A 17722-nucleotide genomic window follows, 5' to 3' on the forward strand; every position below is an offset into this window, starting at 1 on the left:
GGGCCACCTTCTCCCCTCGAGGGGAGAAGGGAAAAGGGGCATTTGCGCCGGTCTTTCGCCCCCCAGCTTTCGCCCCCCAGCTTTCGCCCCAGTCTCGGCTCTATCGCTCCCTCTCCCCGCTGGGGAGAGGGTTGGGGTGAGGGGTTCAGGCTCTCGGCTCGAGCCGCAAATCTGAACCTCTCATCCGGTCCTTCGGACCACCTTCTCCCCTCGAGGGGAGAAGGGAAAAAGGGCCCCTTCGCTGTCGGCTCTTTCGCCCCCTCTCCCCGCTGGGGAGAGGGTTGGGGTGAGGGGTTCAGGCTCTCGGCTCGAGCCGCAAATCTGAACCCCTCATCCGGTCCTTCGGACCACCTTCTTCCCTCGAGGGGAGAAGGGAAAGGGGCCCTAACCTCTAACCAGCGCCTCGAGTTCGCCGGCGAGTTCGGCGGGCACTTCGAGGGGGGTGAAGTGGCGGGCTTTGGGGAGGACGCGCAGCGTGGCGCCAGGGATGGCGGCAGCGAGGGCTTCGGCCATGGCGATGGGGGTGGCGTAATCCTCCTCGCCCACGAGGATGCGGGTGGGAACGGTAAAGCCGGGCAGCGCGGCACGGATATCGGCGGCGCCCAACATGCGGCAGGTGGCGCCATAGGCGGCGACATCATTGGCGACGAAAACCTGAAGCGCACGCTGCAGCGAGGGCGGGTTCTGCGCGAGGAAGGCCTCGCTGACCCAGCGCGATTTCTGGAAGGCGATGAGGGACGCCATGCCCTCGGCCTCGGCCTTGTCGGCGCGTTCGGCCCATTGCTCGGGGGCCTTTTCGCCATACCAGGCGGTGGTGTCGAAGAGCCCGAGGCCGGCAACGCGGGCCGGATGGCGGGCAGCGAAGGCGAGGCTGACGCAGCCGCCCATCGAGGCCCCGGCGATCACGGCCGTCTGCCAGCCGGCGTCGTCGAGGATGGCGGCGAGGTCATCGCCGAACTGCTCGACGGTGTAAGGCCCGACGGGCTTGCCCGACCGGCCATGGCCGCGGCAATCATAGGTGATGACGCTGGCAAAGGGGGTGAGCAGCGGCACCAGTTCGTCCCAGAAGCTCGCATCCATGGCGAGCGCGTGAACGAGCGCGATGCGGCCGGGCCCCTGCCCCTCATGCAGGCGCCACGCCAGCGGCGTGCCGTCGGGCGCCGTTGCGGTCCGATATCCTGCCCCGTTCTCTTCGCCCGGCTGTGCCATGATGATCTCCAAGAGACTGTGTCTGTCGCGGGCGGTTGTAGTATGGTCGGACGGCGCGCTTCAAGCCCGCCCTGCCCCCGTGGCGTCGCTTTATCCGCAGAGCCGGCTGGACAGGGCGCCCTCGGGTGCGGAATATCCGCGCCGTTTCAGGAAGGAGCCCCCTCATGTCCGACCTCGCCCTAGACGGGCCGCACTGGACCTTCGCGCTTGCCGTCTATCGCCAGCCCGGCGTGTCGGAGGCGTGCCTTGCCTTGCAGGACGGATGCGGGCTCGACGTCAATACGCTGCTGGTGGGGCTTTATGCGTGGTCGGTGGGCGATGACGGCTTTGCCGGCGACCGGCTTGCCGACATAGATGCCGCCATTGAGCCGATGCGCGAGGGCGTGGTCAAGCCGCTCCGGGGGGTGCGGCGTCAGATGAAGGGCATGGCGGAAGCCCGGTTCGGAGTCGCCTGGGACGGGGTGCGCAACCGCGTGAAATCGGCCGAGCTTTCAGCCGAGCAGTTCGAGCAGGCGCTTTTGGCAAATCATGTGATGCCGGGTGGCGCAAGCCAGGGATCGGCCCGTGCGGCGGGCGAGGCGATCGTGGACTTTTATGCCGGCCGGGCGGGCGCCTCGGCGGCAGATTTCGCAGGCCCGTTGGCCGTAGTCGTCGCGGCCGCCGAGGCGGCGGCGCGATGATGCGGCAGGACGTGGTGCTGCTCGACCGGGCGACGGATGCCGAAACGGGGCTGATGGAAAAGCTCGAGGCGCATCGGCTGGGGCGCTATCACAGCGCCATCTCGCTCTTGATCTTCGACGGCGCAGGCCGGCAACTGGTGCAGCGGCGCGCGGCGGGCAAATATCACGGCGGTGGGCTCTGGGCGAATGCCTGTTGCAGCCACCCCCTGCCCGGCGAGAGCGTGGCCGATGCGGCGGTGCGACGGGCGCGCGAGGAGCTCGGGATTGCCCCGAGCCTCAGGCCCGCGGGCACCATCCGCTACCGCGCCCCGGTGCCCGCTGCGGCCGAGCCCGATGGCCGGCTGATCGAGCATGAACATGTGAGCCTGTTCGTGGGCCGCCATGACGGCCCGGTCGAGCCCCATCCCGAGGAAAGCGACGCGACGGAATGGCTGGAAAGAGCCGCGCTTCTGGCGGCAATCGGCGCGGGCGGCTTCGTGCCGTGGTTCGCGCTCTATATGCGCACCCTGCCCGAGCGGCCCGATGACTGGCGGGCCGAGGCCGATTACGGCTATTTCGACCTGATGTGAGGCGCCCGCATAAGCGGGCGCCTCTCAGTCTCGATTACTCCTCGAAGCCCTTTTCGAGCGCGACCTTCAACTCTTCGACGACCTCGGTGGGGGTGGCAAAGATGGTGTCGACGATCTTCTGAACGCCTGCCGCATCGACCGGATTGAGGCTGGCGCCCCGCGCTTCGACATCGGCGATGAAGGCAGGGTCCTTGACCATCTGGTCGAAGGCCGAGGCCAGTGCCGCGAAGCGATCATCAGGCATTTCGGGCGGAGCGAGCAGCGCGCGGCCGATATCGCCGGCGGCCGAGAAGAAGCGCATCGCCGCCTTGGCCTCGGGATCGTCGGTCAGTTCTTCCATGGTGGGCACGTCGGGCAGGTCGGGCAGGCGCTGGAGCCCGAACTGCACGAGCGGCTTGATCTGGCCGGAGGCCATTTCGGCCTGATGGCTGACCTTCCAGGTGGTCCACACATTGGCGTTGACGTCGATCTCGTTGCGCAGGAGCGCGAGGATCGTGGCCGAGCCGCCTTCATAACCGCAGACCATCTTGAGCTTCATGCCGGTGAAATAGCGCATGATGGCCGGGGCCTGCGAAGAGGCGGTGGTGCGCCCCGAGCAGCCGGCAAAGGCTTCGGTGGTGTAGAGATCCTCGACCGTCTTGACCGCCGAACCCTCGCGCACCATCAGCACCGAGGCGACGTTGGTGAACGAGCCGATATAGCGCATCTTGGCCAGATCCCACCGGCTCGCCTCGGGGGTGAGCAGCTGGGTATGGGCGAGCGTTTCGGGGAAGAGCGCGATCATCGAGCCGTCGCGCGGGGCGCGATTGTAGAAATAGGCCGCCGCCACCGAGCCGCCACCGCCGGGCATCGACTGCACGACGACGGTGGGATTGCCCGGAATGAACTTGGCGATGTGCTGGGCCGTGACCTGCGAATAAAGGTCATAGGACCCTCCCGGCGGATGGCCGATGAGGATGGTGAGCAATTGCCCCGAATAGAACTGCTCGACGCTCTCCTGCGCGGTGGCCGGCTGGGCAAGGCCCAGGGCCAGCGCCGCCGCCGAAATGAGCCCGAACAGGGCACCACGTCTCCTGATGGTCATGAGTTTTCCTCCCTCGTGTGACCCGAACCAGCATCTCGCGGTCGCGGCCCCTCCTCAGGCGGTTGCGAGCGCGAGATGATATGGACAGATTGTCGCATCGTATGACAGTATCACGATGAGGACAATCGGGGCGGCGGGCCGTGATGCGGAATTTTCTTGCCCGCGCCAGATGAGGGACGAGGACGATAATCATGAGCATTGCACAGCTTGACGCTGAGCCGCGCAAGCAGCTTCTGCACGAGGCGAGCCCGGCGGAATGGGGGCTGCGGCAGACGATGGCGGCGGCCTTCCGGCTGGGCTACCATTTCAACTGGAACCGTGTGCTCTCCAACCATATCAGCGCCCGGCATCCCGACCGGCCCGACTGGTTCATCATGAACCCCTATGGTCTGGGCTGGGACGAAATCTCCGCCTCGACGCTCGTGACGGTGGACCTTACGGGCAAGGTTCTGAGCCATGAGGGGGTGGAACTGGCCCCGGCGGGCTTCAACTTCCACAGCGGCATTTTGCGCGAGCGGCCCGACCTCAACAGCACCATACACGTGCATCCGGTGGCCGGGGTGGTGATCGCCTCGACCATGGAGGGGCTGGTCATCTCGGACCAGACGAGCCTGCATATCTACGGGCAGGTCGGCTACCACGATTTCGAGGGCTTCGCGCAGGAGGACGAGGAGGTGCCCCGCATCCTGCGTGATCTGGGCGAGGGCAAGCTGCTGATCATGCGCAATCACGGGCTTCTGAGCGTGGGCGAAAGCGTGCCCGAGGCCTTCATGCTGATGCGGCGGCTGATCGCGGCCTGCGAGATCCAGGAGCGGCTGATGGCGACGGGGGCGGAAATCCGCCGCATCCCGCAGGAGGTGCTAGATTTCACCGCCGCCCAGCTCGCGACCAAAAAGAAGAAGCGCAATTATGCCGGGGTGGAATGGGCCTATCATCTCCGGATGCTCGACCGGATCGACCCCGGCTACAAGGACTGATCGAAAAGGAGCGTTTCGGCGGTGCGCCGAACCGGCGAGACGCTCCAGATGCCGCTCTTGTCGCCGCACATCATCTCGTGAAGTGCTGGCGCAGCAACCGCTTGCCGCCTCCGTCCGTTGCTGCACCCGACACCAACAGGAGGCCCGGCATGGCCAAGGACCATCACGACGATCACCAGCTTTCCCCCGCCGAGGCGCAGGATCGCATCTGGGAACTCGCCAAGAAGATCGACATCTGCATGTTCACCACCTGGGATGGCACCCAGCAGCAGAGCCGGCCGCTGTCGGCGCGCGTGCGCCGAGAGGAACACGCGATCTATTTCCTCGTCGATGTCGAGGGGCACAAGAATATCGAGATCGATAAGTTTCCGACTGTCTCGTGCGCCTGGGCGGACAATGATGCCCATCGCTATGTAGTGATCGCGGGCGAAGCCAAGGTCACCAATGATCGCGCCAAGATCGCCGATCTGTGGACCGATTTCGACAAGGCATGGTGGGAGGACCAGAACGATCCCTCGATCCGCCTGCTCACCGTGACGCCCGCCAATGGCGAGCTGTGGGACGCGCCCAACAAGCTGATCTCGGGCGCCAAGATGGCGCTGGCTGCCCTGACCGGCAAGGCTCCGGACATGGGCGACAACGCCGCCGTCCGCCTCTGATCCGGCCCGATCCCCGCGCGCAGGCCGCGCGGGGACACTCCCATCAGAGCTGGGGAGCTGCCGGAGCCTTGAGCGTCGCGATTTCGGCGCGCAGGGCCGCAAGCTCGCGCTCCTGCGACTGGACCAGCTCGCGCAGCGCCTCGAAATCCTCGCGCTTGACGAGATCCATGTCGGCCACGATTCGCTCGAGCTGGGCCTTGAACACGGTCTCGGCCTCGCGGCGCACGCCGTCTGCAACGCCGGCGGCGCTGTTCATGAGGCGGCCGACATCGTCGAAAATCCTGTTCTGATTCATGGGCCGAACCTTCTGGCTGGTCTGTGGGTTGGGGGCATTATGCCCTATGTAGGGGCAAGCTGCCGACTTGACCAGAGCCACCCCGGCTGGGCAAGGTCGCGCCGACCTGAGCCGGGAGCCTGCCGCCTTGCCTTTCCCCCAAATCGATCCCGTGGCCTTTGCGCTCGGCCCCCTCGTCATCCGCTGGTATGCGCTGGCCTATCTGGGCGGCGTCGTGCTCGGGGCCGCCTATGCCACGACGCTCCTCGCAAAGGCCTCGCTGTGGCGAAACAACACACCGCCCTTCGCTCCCGCCGCCATCTGGGACTTCGCCTTCTGGGCCGTGCTCGGCATCGTGATCGGCGGGCGGCTGGGCTATGTGCTGTTCTACAACCTGCCCTATTACGCCCAGCACCCGCTCGAAGCGCTGATGCTGTGGGATGGCGGCATGTCGTTCCATGGCGGGCTTGGCGGCATCATGGTGGCGATGATCTGGTTCACACGATCGCAGGGCGGCAATCCCCTTTCGGGCCTCGATCTTTTAGGCGCGATCGGCACGATCGGGCTGTTTCTGGGGCGCATCGCCAATTTCATCAATGCCGAGCTCTACGGCGCCCCGACCACCCTGCCCTGGGGCGTCATATTCCCCACCGATCCCGAGCAGGTGCCGCGCCACCCCAGCCAGCTCTATGAAGCGGCGCTCGAAGGCATCGTGCTCTTCATCGTCATCCGCTACGCAACCCATGTCGCCTACAGCCTGAGGCGGCCCGGCGAGGTGGCGGGCATTTTCGGCATCGGCTACGCGCTTTCGCGCATCGCGGTGGAGTTCGTGCGCCTGCCGGACGCGCAGCTGGGCTATCTCCATGGCGGCTGGCTGACCATGGGCATGGTGCTGTCCCTCCCCATCCTCGTCGCCGGCATCGGGCTCGTCGTCTTTGCAAGAAGAAGCCGCCGTGTCTGAAACTGACCTATCGGACCGCATCAAGCTCGAGATCGAAACCGGCGGGCCGATGTCGGTGGCCCGCTACATGGCGCTGTGCCTCAGCCACCCAAGGCAGGGCTATTACCGCGCCGGAGATCCTCTGGGTGCGGCGGGCGATTTCATCACCGCGCCCGAGATTTCGCAGATGTTCGGCGAGCTCGTGGGGCTGTTCATCGCGACGCTCTGGCAGCAGATGGGTTCGCCGCGGCGCTTCGACCTTCTCGAGCTCGGCCCCGGTCGCGGCACGCTGATGCAGGACGCGCTGCGGGTCGCGAGCCGGGTTCCGGGGCTGGCGGGGTCGCTGCGGCTGTCGCTGTTTGAATCGAGCCCCGGCCTGCGCGCCGAACAGGCGGCGCGGCTCGCTCCCTTTGCGCCGGTCTGGAGCGAGGACATCGTGCCCGATGGCGATGCGCCGCTGATCGTCATCGCCAATGAATTCTTCGATGCCCTGCCGATCCGGCAATTCGTGAAGGGCGGCGAGGGCTGGCATGAGCGCGAAATCGGGCTGGCGGACGACGCGCTTGCCTTCGGGCTCTCGCCCACCCCCCTGCCCTCGGGCAGCCTGCCGCCGCAACTGGCCGGGGCAGAGGCGGGTGAAGTGTTCGAACTGGGGCTGGCCGCCCGGCAGGTAACGCAGAGGCTGGCGGAGGCGGTGCGGGTGCGCGGCGGGGCGGTTCTGGCCATCGATTATGGCTATGAGGGCCCGCGCACGGGCGAAACGCTGCAGGGCGTGCGGCGCCATGCCTTTGCCGACCCGCTCTCGGCCCCCGGGCTCGTCGATCTCTCCGCCCATGTCGATTTCGGCGCGCTGGCCGAGATCGGTCGCAAGGCGGGGCTGGCGGTGGCGCCGATCACGGCGCAGGGGATTTTCCTCACGCGGCTCGGCATTGGCGAGCGTGCGGCGGCGCTTGCCAAGGCGAACCACTCGGAGGCCGAAAGCCTCGCGCGCGCGCTCGAGCGGCTCGTCGCGCCCGATGAGATGGGTACGCTTTTCAAAGCCTTCTGCATGCACAGCCCCGGCCTCCAGCCCCCCGGATTTGCGCCATGAGCATCCCCTATCTCGAAAGCCCCGCCCTCAAGACCGCGTCGACCATCCGCCACGGCTTTTTCGGCCGGCGCGGCGGCCATTCGGTGGGGGAGTTCGCCTCGCTCAACGTCTCCTTCTCGGTGGGCGACAGCGAGCCGATGGTCCGGCGCAACCGGGCCGATGTGGCTGGCGCGCTGGGATTTGCCCCCGAGGCGCTGATGGTGATGCGGCAGGTGCATTCGAGCCGTGTGGTGAGGCTCGAAGGGCTGTCGCCAGACATCGGCACCATCGAGGCCGACGGCATGGTGACGCGCGTTCCCGGCGTGCTCTTGGGCATCCTCACGGCCGACTGCGCGCCGGTGCTGCTCGCCGATGCCGAGGCGGGCGTCATCGGCGCCTTCCATGCCGGCTGGCGCGGCGCGGTCGATGGCGTGGCGCAGCGGACGGTGGAGGCGATGGTGCAGGCGGGCGCGACGGCGCAGCGCATCGTTGCGGCCATCGGGCCGACCATTTCGCAGCGCAATTACGAAGTGGGGCCGGACTTTGCCCGCGACCTGCTGGGCAGGCATCCCGACGCCGCCCACCGCATCAGCCGGCCCGATGGCGGGCGCGATCATTTCGACCTGCCCGGCTTCGTCTTCGACAGGCTGCTGGAAGCCGGGGTGGGCCGGGTGCATGACCTCGGCGAGTGCACCTATGCCCAGCCGCGACGCTATTTCTCGCACCGCTTCGCAACGCACGGGCAGGCGCGCACGGGGCGCCAGATCGCCGTCATCGGCCTGTCATGAATCGTTGGGCTTTCGCCCAAAGTCACGTTGCGCCCGCCATGGCGCTTCGCTATGGGTGCCGCCATCGGGAGCGCCCCCAGGGGGCCAAGCACAGGATCGCGCCATGAAGCTCGTCACCGGCAACTCCAACCGCGCTCTCGCCGAAGCCGTGGCCTCTTATCTCGAGATGCCGCTCGCCGACTGCACGGTGAAGCGCTTCGCGGACAAGGAAATCTACGTCGAAATCCATGAAAATGTCCGTGGCGAGGACGTCTTCATCCTGCAATCGACCTCGTTTCCGGCCAATGACAATCTGATGGAATTGCTGATCCTGACCGATGCGCTGCGGCGCTCGTCGGCACGGCGGATCACGGCGGTGGTGCCCTATTTCGGCTACGCACGGCAGGATCGCAAATCGACGCCGCGCACGCCCATTTCGGCAAAGCTCGTCGCCAACCTGATCGTCGAGTCGGGTGTCAATCGCGTCATAACGCTCGATCTGCACGCCGCCCAGATCCAGGGCTTCTTCGACATCCCCACCGACAATCTCTATTCCGCCCCGGTGATGACGCGCGACATCGAAGCCCATTACGGCAAGGACAATGTGATGATCGTGTCGCCCGATGTGGGCGGCGTGGCGCGGGCCCGAGCGATTGCCCAGCGCATCGGCGCCGATCTCGCCATCGTCGACAAGCGCCGCCCGCGCGCCGGAGTGTCGGAGGTGATGAACATCATCGGCGATGTCTCGGGGCAGTCCTGCATCCTGATCGACGACATCGTCGATTCGGGCGGCACGCTGGTCAATGCCGCCGATGCGCTGCTCAAGGCCGGAGCCAAGGCGGTTTCGGCCTATATCACCCATGGCGTTCTCTCTGAGGGCGCCAGCGAGCGCATCGGCAAGAGCCGGCTCAAGGAGCTGGTGATCACCGATTCGATCGGGGCCACCGATGCGGTCAAGGCGACCGGCAATATCCGCCGCATCTCGATCGCGCCGCTGATCGGCGAGGCCGTGGCGCGCACGGCCAGTGAGCAGAGCGTTTCGAGCCTGTTCGACTAGCGGCTCACGCCGCCCGGTCGGCCGCGATGGCGACGGGCGTCTCCTCGTTGGCGCTGGCGAGCGTGACCCGGTTACGCCCCGAGGATTTCGAGGCGTAAAGGGCGCGGTCGGCGACGACGAGCAGTTCGTCGAGCTCGGCGCCATTGTCCGGAAAGAGCGCAACGCCCATCGATACGGTGATGCGCGGCAGCGTGCCGCCCGCATAGCTCAAGGTGAGATCGGCGATGCCGGCCCGCAGCTGCTCGACCTTTTCGAGCGCATCCTGACGAGTGACCTCGCGCAGGACGAGGACGAATTCCTCGCCACCGAGCCGGAACAGCCAATCGCCTTCGCGGATATTGTCCTGCAGCGAGCCGGCGACCGCGATCAGCGCCGCGTCTCCCGCGGCATGACCGTGGAGGTCGTTGAAGCGCTTGAAGTGATCGACATCGAGCATGACGAAGGCCAGCGACCGCTCGAAGCGCGCCGCCTGCGCGATCTCCTTGCCCGCGATGACCTCGAGATAGCGACGGTTGAAGCTGTTGGTCAACGGATCGCGGATCGACTGCTCGGCCAGCGTCTCGCGCAGCCGCAGATTGGCGAGCGTGAGGCCGAGCTGACGCGCCACCATCTCGACGCGGCGCCTGTCGGGCAGGCCTTTGGCCAGTTCGATGTCGTTGAGGGCCGCCTCGACGGGGTCGAGCCGCGCCAGGGTCAGAAGACCGAGCGTTTCGCCATGGGCGATGAGCGGCACGCAGATGGTGTCGCAATCGCTGCCGCAACCGAGATGCGAGCAGGTCGGCGTACCGGCCTTGTCGTGGTGCCGGGCATGGGGCTGGCCGCGGCGCAGGCCCCAGCAGGCATCGGGGGAAAACACTTCGGCATCGTTGGAGCCGCCCCAGGTCGAGAGGCGCAGCAGCTGGTTGCGCGAGGCGGCATAGACGCTGACGGAGCCGGCATAGCCGGGAAACAGGCCCTTGAGAAATTCCGCCGAAAGCGCGGCGACTTCGGCCATGCTGTTGCAGCTTTGCAGGAAATTGCTGCCGTCGTTGATCTGGGCGATTTCGTTGCGCTCATGCTCGAGCGCCTTGAGGCTCTCGTCGAGCGTTTCGGCATAGGTCGCGCTCGATGCGGCAGCCGCCGTCCGTTCGCGCAGCTGCATGCGCAGCGACATGTAGACATAGGTAATGAGCGCCAGCGAGCCGAAGATGAAGACGATGGCGGAGGCGTAAAGCCCGAGCTGCGCCCACAGATTCTGCCGCTGCCGTTCCTCGAGGAGAATCGCTTCTTCAGCCTCGATCTCGGCAATCATCGCTCGGACGCGCGTCATGATGGCAGAGCCGTCATTCTGGCGGACCTGATCGATGGCGGCGCGCGGATCGCCGTCCGAATGCAGCTGGATGACCGAGGCAAGCCGCGCGAGGCGCTCGCGGCTCAGCCGGGCGACTTCCGAGAACCGCTCGGCCTGCACCGGATTGTCGTTGAAGGCGGCACGAAGCCGGTCGATGCGCTCGCTGAAGCCGTAAATGGCCTGGTGGTAAGGGGCGAGCTGGGTGGTGTCGGAGGTGAGCAGATAGCCGCGCTCGGCTGTTTCGGCGGAAACCAGAAGCACGTGCAGCGACGCCAGATCCTTCTGCACGCCCAAGGAATGCTTGACCCAGGACGAGGCCTGGATCATGCGGTCGAGCGCGACGAACAGCAGCGCGCTGTTGCCCGCCACGAGGGCGAGCACGAAGCCGATGACGACAATCTGCCGAAGCGAACGCTTGAACATCATCCCAAACCCCGGCGGACGGAACGCCGCACATAACATATGATAACGAGCAACAGTTAGCGTTGCCTTGCCATGCCCGGCTCAATGCAGGGAAAAGCCCGGCATGCTTGCCTGTTTCGCGGCTTTCCACTATAGCCCACGCCCATGAAGCGCTCGTCACCCCTGGAGGACGGGCGCGCGGCCTTTTGGCCGCACCAACCCGGAACGGAAGTATCCGATGCCTTACGAATTCAAGGCCAAGGCCAGAAGCGGAGTGGGCAAGGGGGCCGCTCGTGCACTGCGTCGCGAGGGCCTGATCCCTGCTGTCATCTATGGCGAAAAGAAGCCCCCTCTTCCCATCGCCATCTCGACCAATGAAGCCAACAAGCGCATCTATGCCGGCGGCTTCCTCTCGCACGTCATCTCCATCGACGTGGACGGCGAAAAGCACAGCGTGATCCCGCGCGACTACCAGCTCGATCCGGTCAAGGATTTCCCGCTGCATGTCGATTTCCTGCGCGTCTCCGCCAATGCCCGCATCGATGTGGAAGTGCATGTCGCTTTCATCAACGAAGAGCAGAGCCCGGGCCTGAAGCGCGGCGGCACGCTCAACATCGTGCGTCACACGGTCGAGCTTTCCTGCCCCGCCGATGCCATTCCGGAATCGGTCGAAGTCGACCTGACCGGTACCGATATCGGTGATTCGATCCACATCTCGGCGGTGACCCTGCCGCAGGGCATCGAGCCGACGATCAAGGATCGCGACTTCACCATCGCGACGCTGGTTGCCCCCTCGAGCCTCAAGTCCGAAGAAGCCGGCAGCACCGGCGCCTGATCTTCCGGCCTATCGCCGATGACAAGCGACAAGGCGGCCCCATGGGTCGCCTTTTCCGTTCCGGCCCCTGCGGCATACCCTCGAAAGGGCCCTGCCGACGGTGCCCAGCGCAAGGACCGCCACGATGCAGCTGCTCGCAGGCCTCGGAAATCCCGGCGACGGCTATCGCCACAACCGCCACAATATCGGCTTCATGGCCATCGAGGCGATTGCCCGGCGCCATGGTTTCCCGCCCTTCCGGCAGAAATTCTCGGGGCTGGTGAGCGAAGGCAGTATCGGGGGCGAACGGGCCCTGCTGCTGATGCCGCAGACCTTCATGAACCGCTCGGGCGACAGCGTCACGGCAGCCGCACGCTTCTACAAGATCGAGAACGCCGCGATCACCGTCTTTCACGACGAGCTCGATCTGGCGCCCGGCAAGGTGCGGGTGAAGCGCGGCGGCGGCAATGGCGGGCATAACGGGCTGCGCTCCATCGATCCGCAGATCGGGCTCGATTATCGGCGCGTGCGGCTCGGCATCGGCCACCCCGGATCGAAGGAGGCGGTGAACCACCATGTGCTCGGTGATTTCGCCAAGGCCGACGCGGTGTGGCTGGAGCCGCTGCTCGATGCGATCGCCGAGCATGCGGGGATGCTGGTGGCCGGGGACGAGAGCGGCTTCATGAACAAGCTGGCGGGCAACAGCGCCCAATCGGCCGGCGCGCCGGCCGAGGACCGTCCTAAAGGTCCTGCTAAGGGCCAGAGCCATATCCGCCAGGCCCGCACCACCGCCTCGCAGGCGAAGGTGCCGGAAACCGGGCCGATGGCCGCGATGCTCAAAAAGCTCTTCAAGGGCGAATAGCCCGCCTCGCCTCGGCCGCCGGCACGGATTGACATAACCCGGCGCGCGGCCGATTTAGCGCCAACACGAATTGATGGAGACACCCCATGGGTTTCAAGATGGGCATCGTCGGACTGCCCAATGTGGGCAAGTCCACCCTCTTTAACGCGCTGACCCGCACGGCGGCGGCGCAGGCGGCCAATTTTCCCTTCTGCACCATCGAGCCCAATGTGGGCGAGGTCGCGGTGCCGGATGCACGACTCGACAAGCTGGCGGTGATCGGCAAGAGCCAGCAGGTCATTCCGGCGCGCATGAGCTTTGTCGATATCGCCGGGCTCGTGAAAGGCGCGAGCCAGGGCGAAGGGCTGGGCAACCAGTTTCTCGCCAATATCCGCGAATGCGACGCGATTGCCTATGTGCTGCGCTGCTTTGAGGATGGCAACATCATCCATGTCGCCAACAAGGTCGATCCGCTCGCCGATGCCGAAGTGGTCGAGACCGAGCTGATGCTCGCCGATCTCGAAAGCCTCGAGAAGCGCCGCACGGGCGTCGAGAAAAAGGCCAAGCAGGGCGACAAGGACGCCAAGCTGACCCTCGAGCTCATCGATCGCTCGCTGGTGCTGCTGCGCGACGGCAAGTCGGCGCGGCTGGTCAAGCGCAGTGCCGACGAGGAAAAGGCGTTTCGCGAGCTGCAGCTGCTGACCTCCAAGCCCGCGCTCTATGTCTGCAATGTCGATGAGGGTTCGGCCGCCGAGGGCAATGCCATGTCGCGGCAGGTGGAGGCCTATGCGGCCCAGCACAATGCGGCGGTGATCGTCATCTCTGCCGAGATCGAGAGCCAGCTTGCGCAGCTGCCCGATGCCGAGCAGGCCGAATATCTCGACAGCCTCGGGTTGACCGAGCCCGGCCTCAACCGGCTGATCCGCGAGGCCTATCAGCTGCTGGGGCTGCAGACCTACTTCACCGTGGGTCCCAAGGAGGCGCGGGCCTGGACCATCCACAAGGGCGACCGTGCCCCGCAGGCGGCCGGCGTCATCCACTCCGACTTCGAACGCGGCTTCATCCGCGCCCAGACGATCGGTTATGACGATTACGTCGCGCTTGGTGGAGAAGTGCCGGCTAAGGAAGCCGGCAAGGCGCGCGACGAAGGCAAGGAGTATGTCGTTAAGGATGGCGATGTGATGCTCTTCAAGTTCAACACCTGACATCATCATCCTCCCCTCGCCTGCGGGATGAGGGCTATGGTCCTGATCGCTGCACCCGGGCCCGCCGCGCGCGGAGCGTGGGGCAGCCATGCGCGGGCGCGCTTGCCTCGGGCCCGGGGATTGGCTACGCGCCAAGGTTGACGTATAGGGAAACATCATGACCCATCCGACACCATGCTCGATCCGCCACTTCGAGGCCCTCGCGCCCGGCGAGACCTTCGCGCTCGGCACGATCCGCGTGACGCGCGACATGATCATCGGGTTCGCGACGCAGTTCGACCCCCTGCCCTTCCATCTCGACGAGGAAGCGGCGCGCAAGTCGCTGCTCGGCGGGCTCGCCGCGAGTGGCTGGCAGACCGGCGCGCTGAGCCTGAGGCTCCTGCACGAAGGTCCGCTCGCGACCATTGCCGGGCTGCGGATCGGGGCGGTCAACGGCCTCAAATGGCGCAAGCCTGTGCTGGTGGATGACACCATCACGGGCAAGGCGACGATCGTGGCGCTGCGGCCCGAACATGCGCGCCCCAACGGCATCGCCGTGTTCGGCCTCGACATCGCCAACCAGCATGGGGACAGCGTGATGACGCTCGAGATCGACATCGTCGTGGCCCGCAAGCCGGCCGCTTCGGGAGACGCGTCATGACCCGCTGGTTCGAGGACGTCAGCCTCAACGATGCCTTTCCGCTCGGCAGCCATCGCTTCACGGCCGAGGAGATCGCCGCATTCTCGGCGCAGTATGATCCTTTCACCAACCTATCGGGCGCGGCGCAGCCCGAGGCATCGGGCTGGCATGTGGCCAGCCTTTGTCATCGCTACATGGTCGATGCCATTGCGGCCGAAGCCGAGCGCCTGAGCGCGGCGGGGCAGACGCCGGGCATCTCGGGGCCATCCCCCGGCGTCAATCGCATGGATTTTCCCGTGCCCGTGCATGCGGGGGACACGGTGGCCTTCACGCTCTGGGTGACGGCCAAGCGCCCCTCGCAATCGCTGCCGGGCTGGGGCGTTCTGACCAACAGGCTCGAAGGCGTGAACCAGCATGGCGCAATCGTTTACCGCGCCGAGGTGGTGGCTTTCAGCAAATTGCGCGATTATCGCATGCCGCTGCGCCTCAGGCTCGCTTGGGCGTTGACCCGCCTGCCGGGCCTGCGCAAGCTGGCGCACCACAGACGCTAGAGTTGGAATCAGCCATGGCCCTCCGCCGGATCCTCCTGTCGACCACCCTGCTTCTCGCGCTGGCCGGTACCGCGACGGCCCAGATCAGCCCGGTTGAAGGCAATTGGGCCTGCATTGCCGATATCGATGGCTCCAAATCGGGCATTCTGACCGTGTTTGCCGGCAGCTATGGCTATGCCTCGGCCAATTACCAAAGCGCCGCATCGGGCACCGGCAACGCCCAGCTGGCCTCCGACGGGCTGACCTTCATCGACGGCAATCTGCGCGAAAAGGCAGGCGTCGAGGTGGGCCTTCTGAGCTTCGATGCCGAGGCGCGCGACGTGCTGGTGCTGCGCACGGTGGAAAAGCCGATCCTCACCTGCCGGCCGCGCCGCCCCTGACGGCGGGACCGCGATCTCCTGCCTTTAGATGACAGGATGGTGCGCTAGCCTCATGGCGAAGGAGAACGCCATGAGCCATTTTGCCAGCTGCCATTGCGGCGCCGTCCGCATCGCCGTGCCCTCACTGCCCGCCGAGGTGACATCGTGCACCTGCACCTACTGCGCGCGTACCGGCGCGCTCTGGGCCTATTACGCCATCGATGAGGTGCGGGAGCTGGTGACGGACGGCAAGGCGACCTATGCGCCCAACATCCTCAACGAACACCATTTCTGCGCCCGCTGCGGCATGACCACCCATGGCAGTTCGCCGGACTGGTCACTGGCGGATGCGGAGAACCAGACGGTGCCGACAACGCGCATCGCGGCGATCAATGTGCGGATGCTCGAAGACGTGGATTTCACCACGCTGAGCGTCGTCACAATCGACGGCCGCACGCTCTGGTAGAGATCTCGGTCGCGGTTCCGGACGGCGAACCGGTCCCACTTCGCGTGGAAACGCTCTGCGCCCGCTCAGTGCCCCTCGAACTCGACGAGGCTCGTGAGCGCGATGCCCTGATCGCGCAGGCGCTGGCCGCCCGGCAGATCGACGAGATCGATGACGAAGCCGGCATGTTCGATGGTCGCGCCGGTGCGGCGGATTAGGGACACGGCGGCTAACGCCGTGCCGCCGGTGGCGATCAGATCATCGACCAGCAGCACGCGGTCTCCCGCATCAAGCACATCGGCATGGATCTCGATGGTGTCGACGCCATATTCGAGCGCGTAGTTCTGGCCCAGCGTCTGTCCGGGCAGCTTGCCCTTCTTGCGGATCGGGATGAAGCCGACGCCCATGGCGATGGCGACACCGGCGCCGAAGATGAAACCGCGCGCTTCGATACCCGCGACATGGGTGATTCCGATGCCCCGATGCGCCGCCGCGATGGCCTCGACGCTCTGCCGGAACCCCTCGGGGTGCTCGATCAGCGTGGTGATATCGCGGAAGAGGATCCCCTTCTTGGGATAATCCGGAATGGTACGGATGAGCGATTTGAGGTCAAGCGACATCGCGAACGGTCCGGGTCGTGAAGGGAAATGCGGGGGATGAGGCCGATCAGCGGCCCTTGAGCAGGCGCCGCGCCAGGACGCCGGCGCCATAAGCCGCAGACCGCGTGGTCTCGGCGGCGGCCTGCCGGGCAGCGGGCGTCATCAGATGCGGAGCGGCCTTCATGCCGGCGCGCACCACGGGATGACGCGCGACGGTGACGGCGACGGTAACCGCAGTCACGGCAAGACGAATAACCGACACCAGCAGCCTCCTGCATCACAATCCTAGCCCGCCAGATTGAGCACGGCACGGGCCCGAGCGCAAGTCTGGCAGAAAGCACAAGGCGCACGCTTCGGTGAGAAGCGCGCGCCCTGGCAAGCCGTTCGGCGATTTAGGCTAGTGTTCGACCTTGGCCCAGAGGCGGCGCTTGACCGCCCACATCAGGCCGGCAAACAGGAAGAGGAACAGCATGACGCGGAAGCCGGCTTCCTTGCGCGAGACCATGTGCGGATCGGCCATCCACTGCATGAAGGCCGCGACGTCGCGCGAATACTGGTCGAGCGTCAGCGGCACGGCGGCCTCGCCCTCTCCGACCTCATAGGTGATGAGCCCATCGGCGAGCGGCGGACCCATGCCGATGGCGTGGCCGGGGAAATAGTCGTTGTAATACTTGCCTTCAGCGAGTTCGAAGCCTTCGGGCGCGGAGGCCGGAACCTCCTCGTGATAGCCGGTCAGCAGCGCGTAGATATAGTCGGCGCCGCCTTCTTGATAGGCGGTGAAGTAGTTGAGGATCCACCACGGGAAGGGCTGGGTGGTGCCGCGTGCCTTGGCCAGAACCGAGAAATCGGGCGGATAGGCGCCGCCATTGGCGTCGCGGGCATCCTGCTCGGTCGGGAACGGATTGGGCCAGCGATCGGCAGCGACACGCGGACGCTGCCCGGTCTCGGCGGTGGCATCGGCGATCTGGTATTCCGCCGCCAGCGCCTTGACCTGCTCCTCGGAGAAGCCGGGGCCACCCGGCTCATAGAGGTTGCGGAAGGCGATGAGGCGGGCGCCGTGGCAGGACGAGCAGACCTCGCGGAAGATCTGGAAACCGCGCTGGAGCTGGTTCTGGTCGTAGGTTCCGAACGGGCCTGAGAAGCTCCAGCTCTGCTTCTGGATCTCCTTGCCCGCTTCGGCCGCGACCACGGCCCCGGCCCCGGCCAGCCCGAAGGTCACCAGGACGGCAGCGATGATGGACTTTACTCTGATCATTGGTGCGGTTCCGGTGA

Annotated in this window: 22 protein-coding genes; 15 read left to right on the forward strand and 7 right to left on the reverse strand. The window is 66.1% G+C overall.

The window, feature by feature from the left end; all coding sequences use genetic code 11:
* Positions 1–384: 384 nt before the first annotated feature.
* Positions 385–1209, reverse strand: a complete 825-nt coding sequence (locus BT183_RS07105; protein ID WP_072340261.1) for an alpha/beta fold hydrolase — start codon at positions 1207–1209, stop codon at positions 385–387.
* 164 nt (positions 1210–1373) lie between these two features.
* On the opposite strand from BT183_RS07105, the gene BT183_RS07110 reads away from it, so the two are divergent.
* Both BT183_RS07110 and idi read left to right on the forward strand, forming a co-directional pair.
* Positions 1374–1889, forward strand: coding sequence for a TIGR02444 family protein (locus tag BT183_RS07110; protein ID WP_072340264.1), 516 nt, complete (start codon positions 1374–1376; stop codon positions 1887–1889).
* Positions 1886–2458 (forward strand): isopentenyl-diphosphate Delta-isomerase, encoded by a 573-nt coding sequence (gene idi, locus BT183_RS07115; RefSeq protein WP_072340267.1) that lies wholly within the window; start codon positions 1886–1888, stop codon positions 2456–2458. Before BT183_RS07110 ends, idi begins: the two co-directional genes overlap by 4 nt.
* A gap of 34 nt (positions 2459–2492) precedes the next feature.
* Here the strand turns inward: idi and BT183_RS07120 are convergent, their stop codons facing one another.
* Entirely contained in the window at positions 2493–3542 is a 1050-nt protein-coding gene (locus BT183_RS07120; protein ID WP_084603302.1) for a Bug family tripartite tricarboxylate transporter substrate binding protein, read from the reverse strand.
* Positions 3543–3733: 191 nt separating this feature from the next.
* Here BT183_RS07120 and BT183_RS07125 point away from each other — a divergent pair, with 191 nt between their 5' ends.
* Positions 3734–4519, forward strand: coding sequence for a class II aldolase/adducin family protein (locus BT183_RS07125; protein WP_072340270.1), 786 nt, complete (start codon positions 3734–3736; stop codon positions 4517–4519).
* A gap of 149 nt (positions 4520–4668) precedes the next feature.
* Complete coding sequence (locus BT183_RS07130) at positions 4669–5178, forward strand: pyridoxamine 5'-phosphate oxidase family protein (RefSeq protein ID WP_072340273.1); 510 nt, start codon at positions 4669–4671, stop codon at positions 5176–5178.
* Positions 5179–5221: 43 nt separating this feature from the next.
* Here BT183_RS07130 and BT183_RS07135 read toward each other — a convergent pair whose 3' ends face one another.
* Positions 5222–5473, reverse strand: coding sequence for an accessory factor UbiK family protein (locus BT183_RS07135; protein ID WP_072340284.1), 252 nt, complete (start codon positions 5471–5473; stop codon positions 5222–5224).
* Between the two features lie 127 nt (positions 5474–5600).
* Here BT183_RS07135 and lgt point away from each other — a divergent pair, with 127 nt between their 5' ends.
* From lgt to BT183_RS07155, 4 genes are all read left to right on the forward strand, one after another.
* Positions 5601–6413, forward strand: a complete 813-nt coding sequence (lgt, locus tag BT183_RS07140; protein WP_084603303.1) for a prolipoprotein diacylglyceryl transferase — start codon at positions 5601–5603, stop codon at positions 6411–6413.
* Positions 6406–7482, forward strand: coding sequence for a class I SAM-dependent methyltransferase (locus BT183_RS07145; protein ID WP_244545260.1), 1077 nt, complete (start codon positions 6406–6408; stop codon positions 7480–7482). The genes lgt and BT183_RS07145 overlap by 8 nt, the downstream gene beginning before the upstream one ends.
* Positions 7479–8249 carry a peptidoglycan editing factor PgeF gene (gene pgeF, locus BT183_RS07150; RefSeq protein ID WP_072340287.1) on the forward strand — a complete coding sequence of 257 codons (771 nt, stop codon included), beginning with the start codon at positions 7479–7481 and terminating at the stop codon, positions 8247–8249. Before BT183_RS07145 ends, pgeF begins: the two co-directional genes overlap by 4 nt.
* 103 nt (positions 8250–8352) lie before the next feature.
* The gene (locus BT183_RS07155) at positions 8353–9285 is read left to right on the forward strand and encodes a ribose-phosphate pyrophosphokinase (protein WP_072340289.1); all 933 of its coding nucleotides are present in this window, start codon (positions 8353–8355) and stop codon (positions 9283–9285) included.
* A gap of 4 nt (positions 9286–9289) precedes the next feature.
* On the opposite strand, the gene BT183_RS07160 is transcribed toward BT183_RS07155, so the two are convergent.
* Complete coding sequence (locus tag BT183_RS07160; protein WP_072340292.1) at positions 9290–11041, reverse strand: sensor domain-containing diguanylate cyclase; 1752 nt, start codon at positions 11039–11041, stop codon at positions 9290–9292.
* A gap of 214 nt (positions 11042–11255) precedes the next feature.
* Between BT183_RS07160 and BT183_RS07165 the strand changes: the two genes are divergently transcribed.
* The 7 genes from BT183_RS07165 (at position 11256) to BT183_RS07195 (ending at position 15872) form a co-directional block, all read left to right on the forward strand.
* Entirely contained in the window at positions 11256–11852 is a 597-nt protein-coding gene (locus BT183_RS07165) for a 50S ribosomal protein L25/general stress protein Ctc (RefSeq protein WP_072340294.1), read from the forward strand.
* 124 nt (positions 11853–11976) lie between these two features.
* Entirely contained in the window at positions 11977–12693 is a 717-nt protein-coding gene (gene pth / locus BT183_RS07170; protein WP_072340297.1) for an aminoacyl-tRNA hydrolase, read from the forward strand.
* Between the two features lie 86 nt (positions 12694–12779).
* On the forward strand, positions 12780–13877 hold the full coding sequence (gene ychF, locus BT183_RS07175; protein ID WP_072340300.1) for a redox-regulated ATPase YchF: 1098 nt from the start codon (positions 12780–12782) through the stop codon (positions 13875–13877).
* A 157-nt stretch (positions 13878–14034) separates the two neighbouring features.
* A complete protein-coding gene (locus tag BT183_RS07180; RefSeq protein WP_072340303.1) occupies positions 14035–14517 on the forward strand; it encodes a MaoC/PaaZ C-terminal domain-containing protein in 483 nt (160 codons plus the stop codon).
* Complete coding sequence (locus tag BT183_RS07185; RefSeq protein WP_072340305.1) at positions 14514–15047, forward strand: hotdog family protein; 534 nt, start codon at positions 14514–14516, stop codon at positions 15045–15047. Before BT183_RS07180 ends, BT183_RS07185 begins: the two co-directional genes overlap by 4 nt.
* Before the next feature lie 14 nt (positions 15048–15061).
* Positions 15062–15427 (forward strand): hypothetical protein, encoded by a 366-nt coding sequence (locus BT183_RS07190; protein ID WP_072340308.1) that lies wholly within the window; start codon positions 15062–15064, stop codon positions 15425–15427.
* Between the two features lie 70 nt (positions 15428–15497).
* On the forward strand, positions 15498–15872 hold the full coding sequence (locus BT183_RS07195; protein WP_072341708.1) for a GFA family protein: 375 nt from the start codon (positions 15498–15500) through the stop codon (positions 15870–15872).
* Between the two features lie 65 nt (positions 15873–15937).
* Here BT183_RS07195 and BT183_RS07200 read toward each other — a convergent pair whose 3' ends face one another.
* From BT183_RS07200 to BT183_RS07205, 3 genes are all read right to left on the reverse strand, one after another.
* A complete protein-coding gene (locus BT183_RS07200) occupies positions 15938–16471 on the reverse strand; it encodes an adenine phosphoribosyltransferase (RefSeq protein WP_072340310.1) in 534 nt (177 codons plus the stop codon).
* 46 nt (positions 16472–16517) lie between these two features.
* Positions 16518–16712, reverse strand: coding sequence for a hypothetical protein (locus BT183_RS20435; protein WP_143145695.1), 195 nt, complete (start codon positions 16710–16712; stop codon positions 16518–16520).
* A 135-nt stretch (positions 16713–16847) separates the two neighbouring features.
* On the reverse strand, positions 16848–17705 hold the full coding sequence (locus BT183_RS07205) for a cytochrome c1 (protein WP_072340313.1): 858 nt from the start codon (positions 17703–17705) through the stop codon (positions 16848–16850).
* Positions 17706–17722 lie beyond the last annotated feature (17 nt).

It is taken from the genome of Devosia enhydra, assembly GCF_900119845.1.
Lineage (GTDB): Bacteria > Pseudomonadota > Alphaproteobacteria > Rhizobiales > Devosiaceae > FPKU01.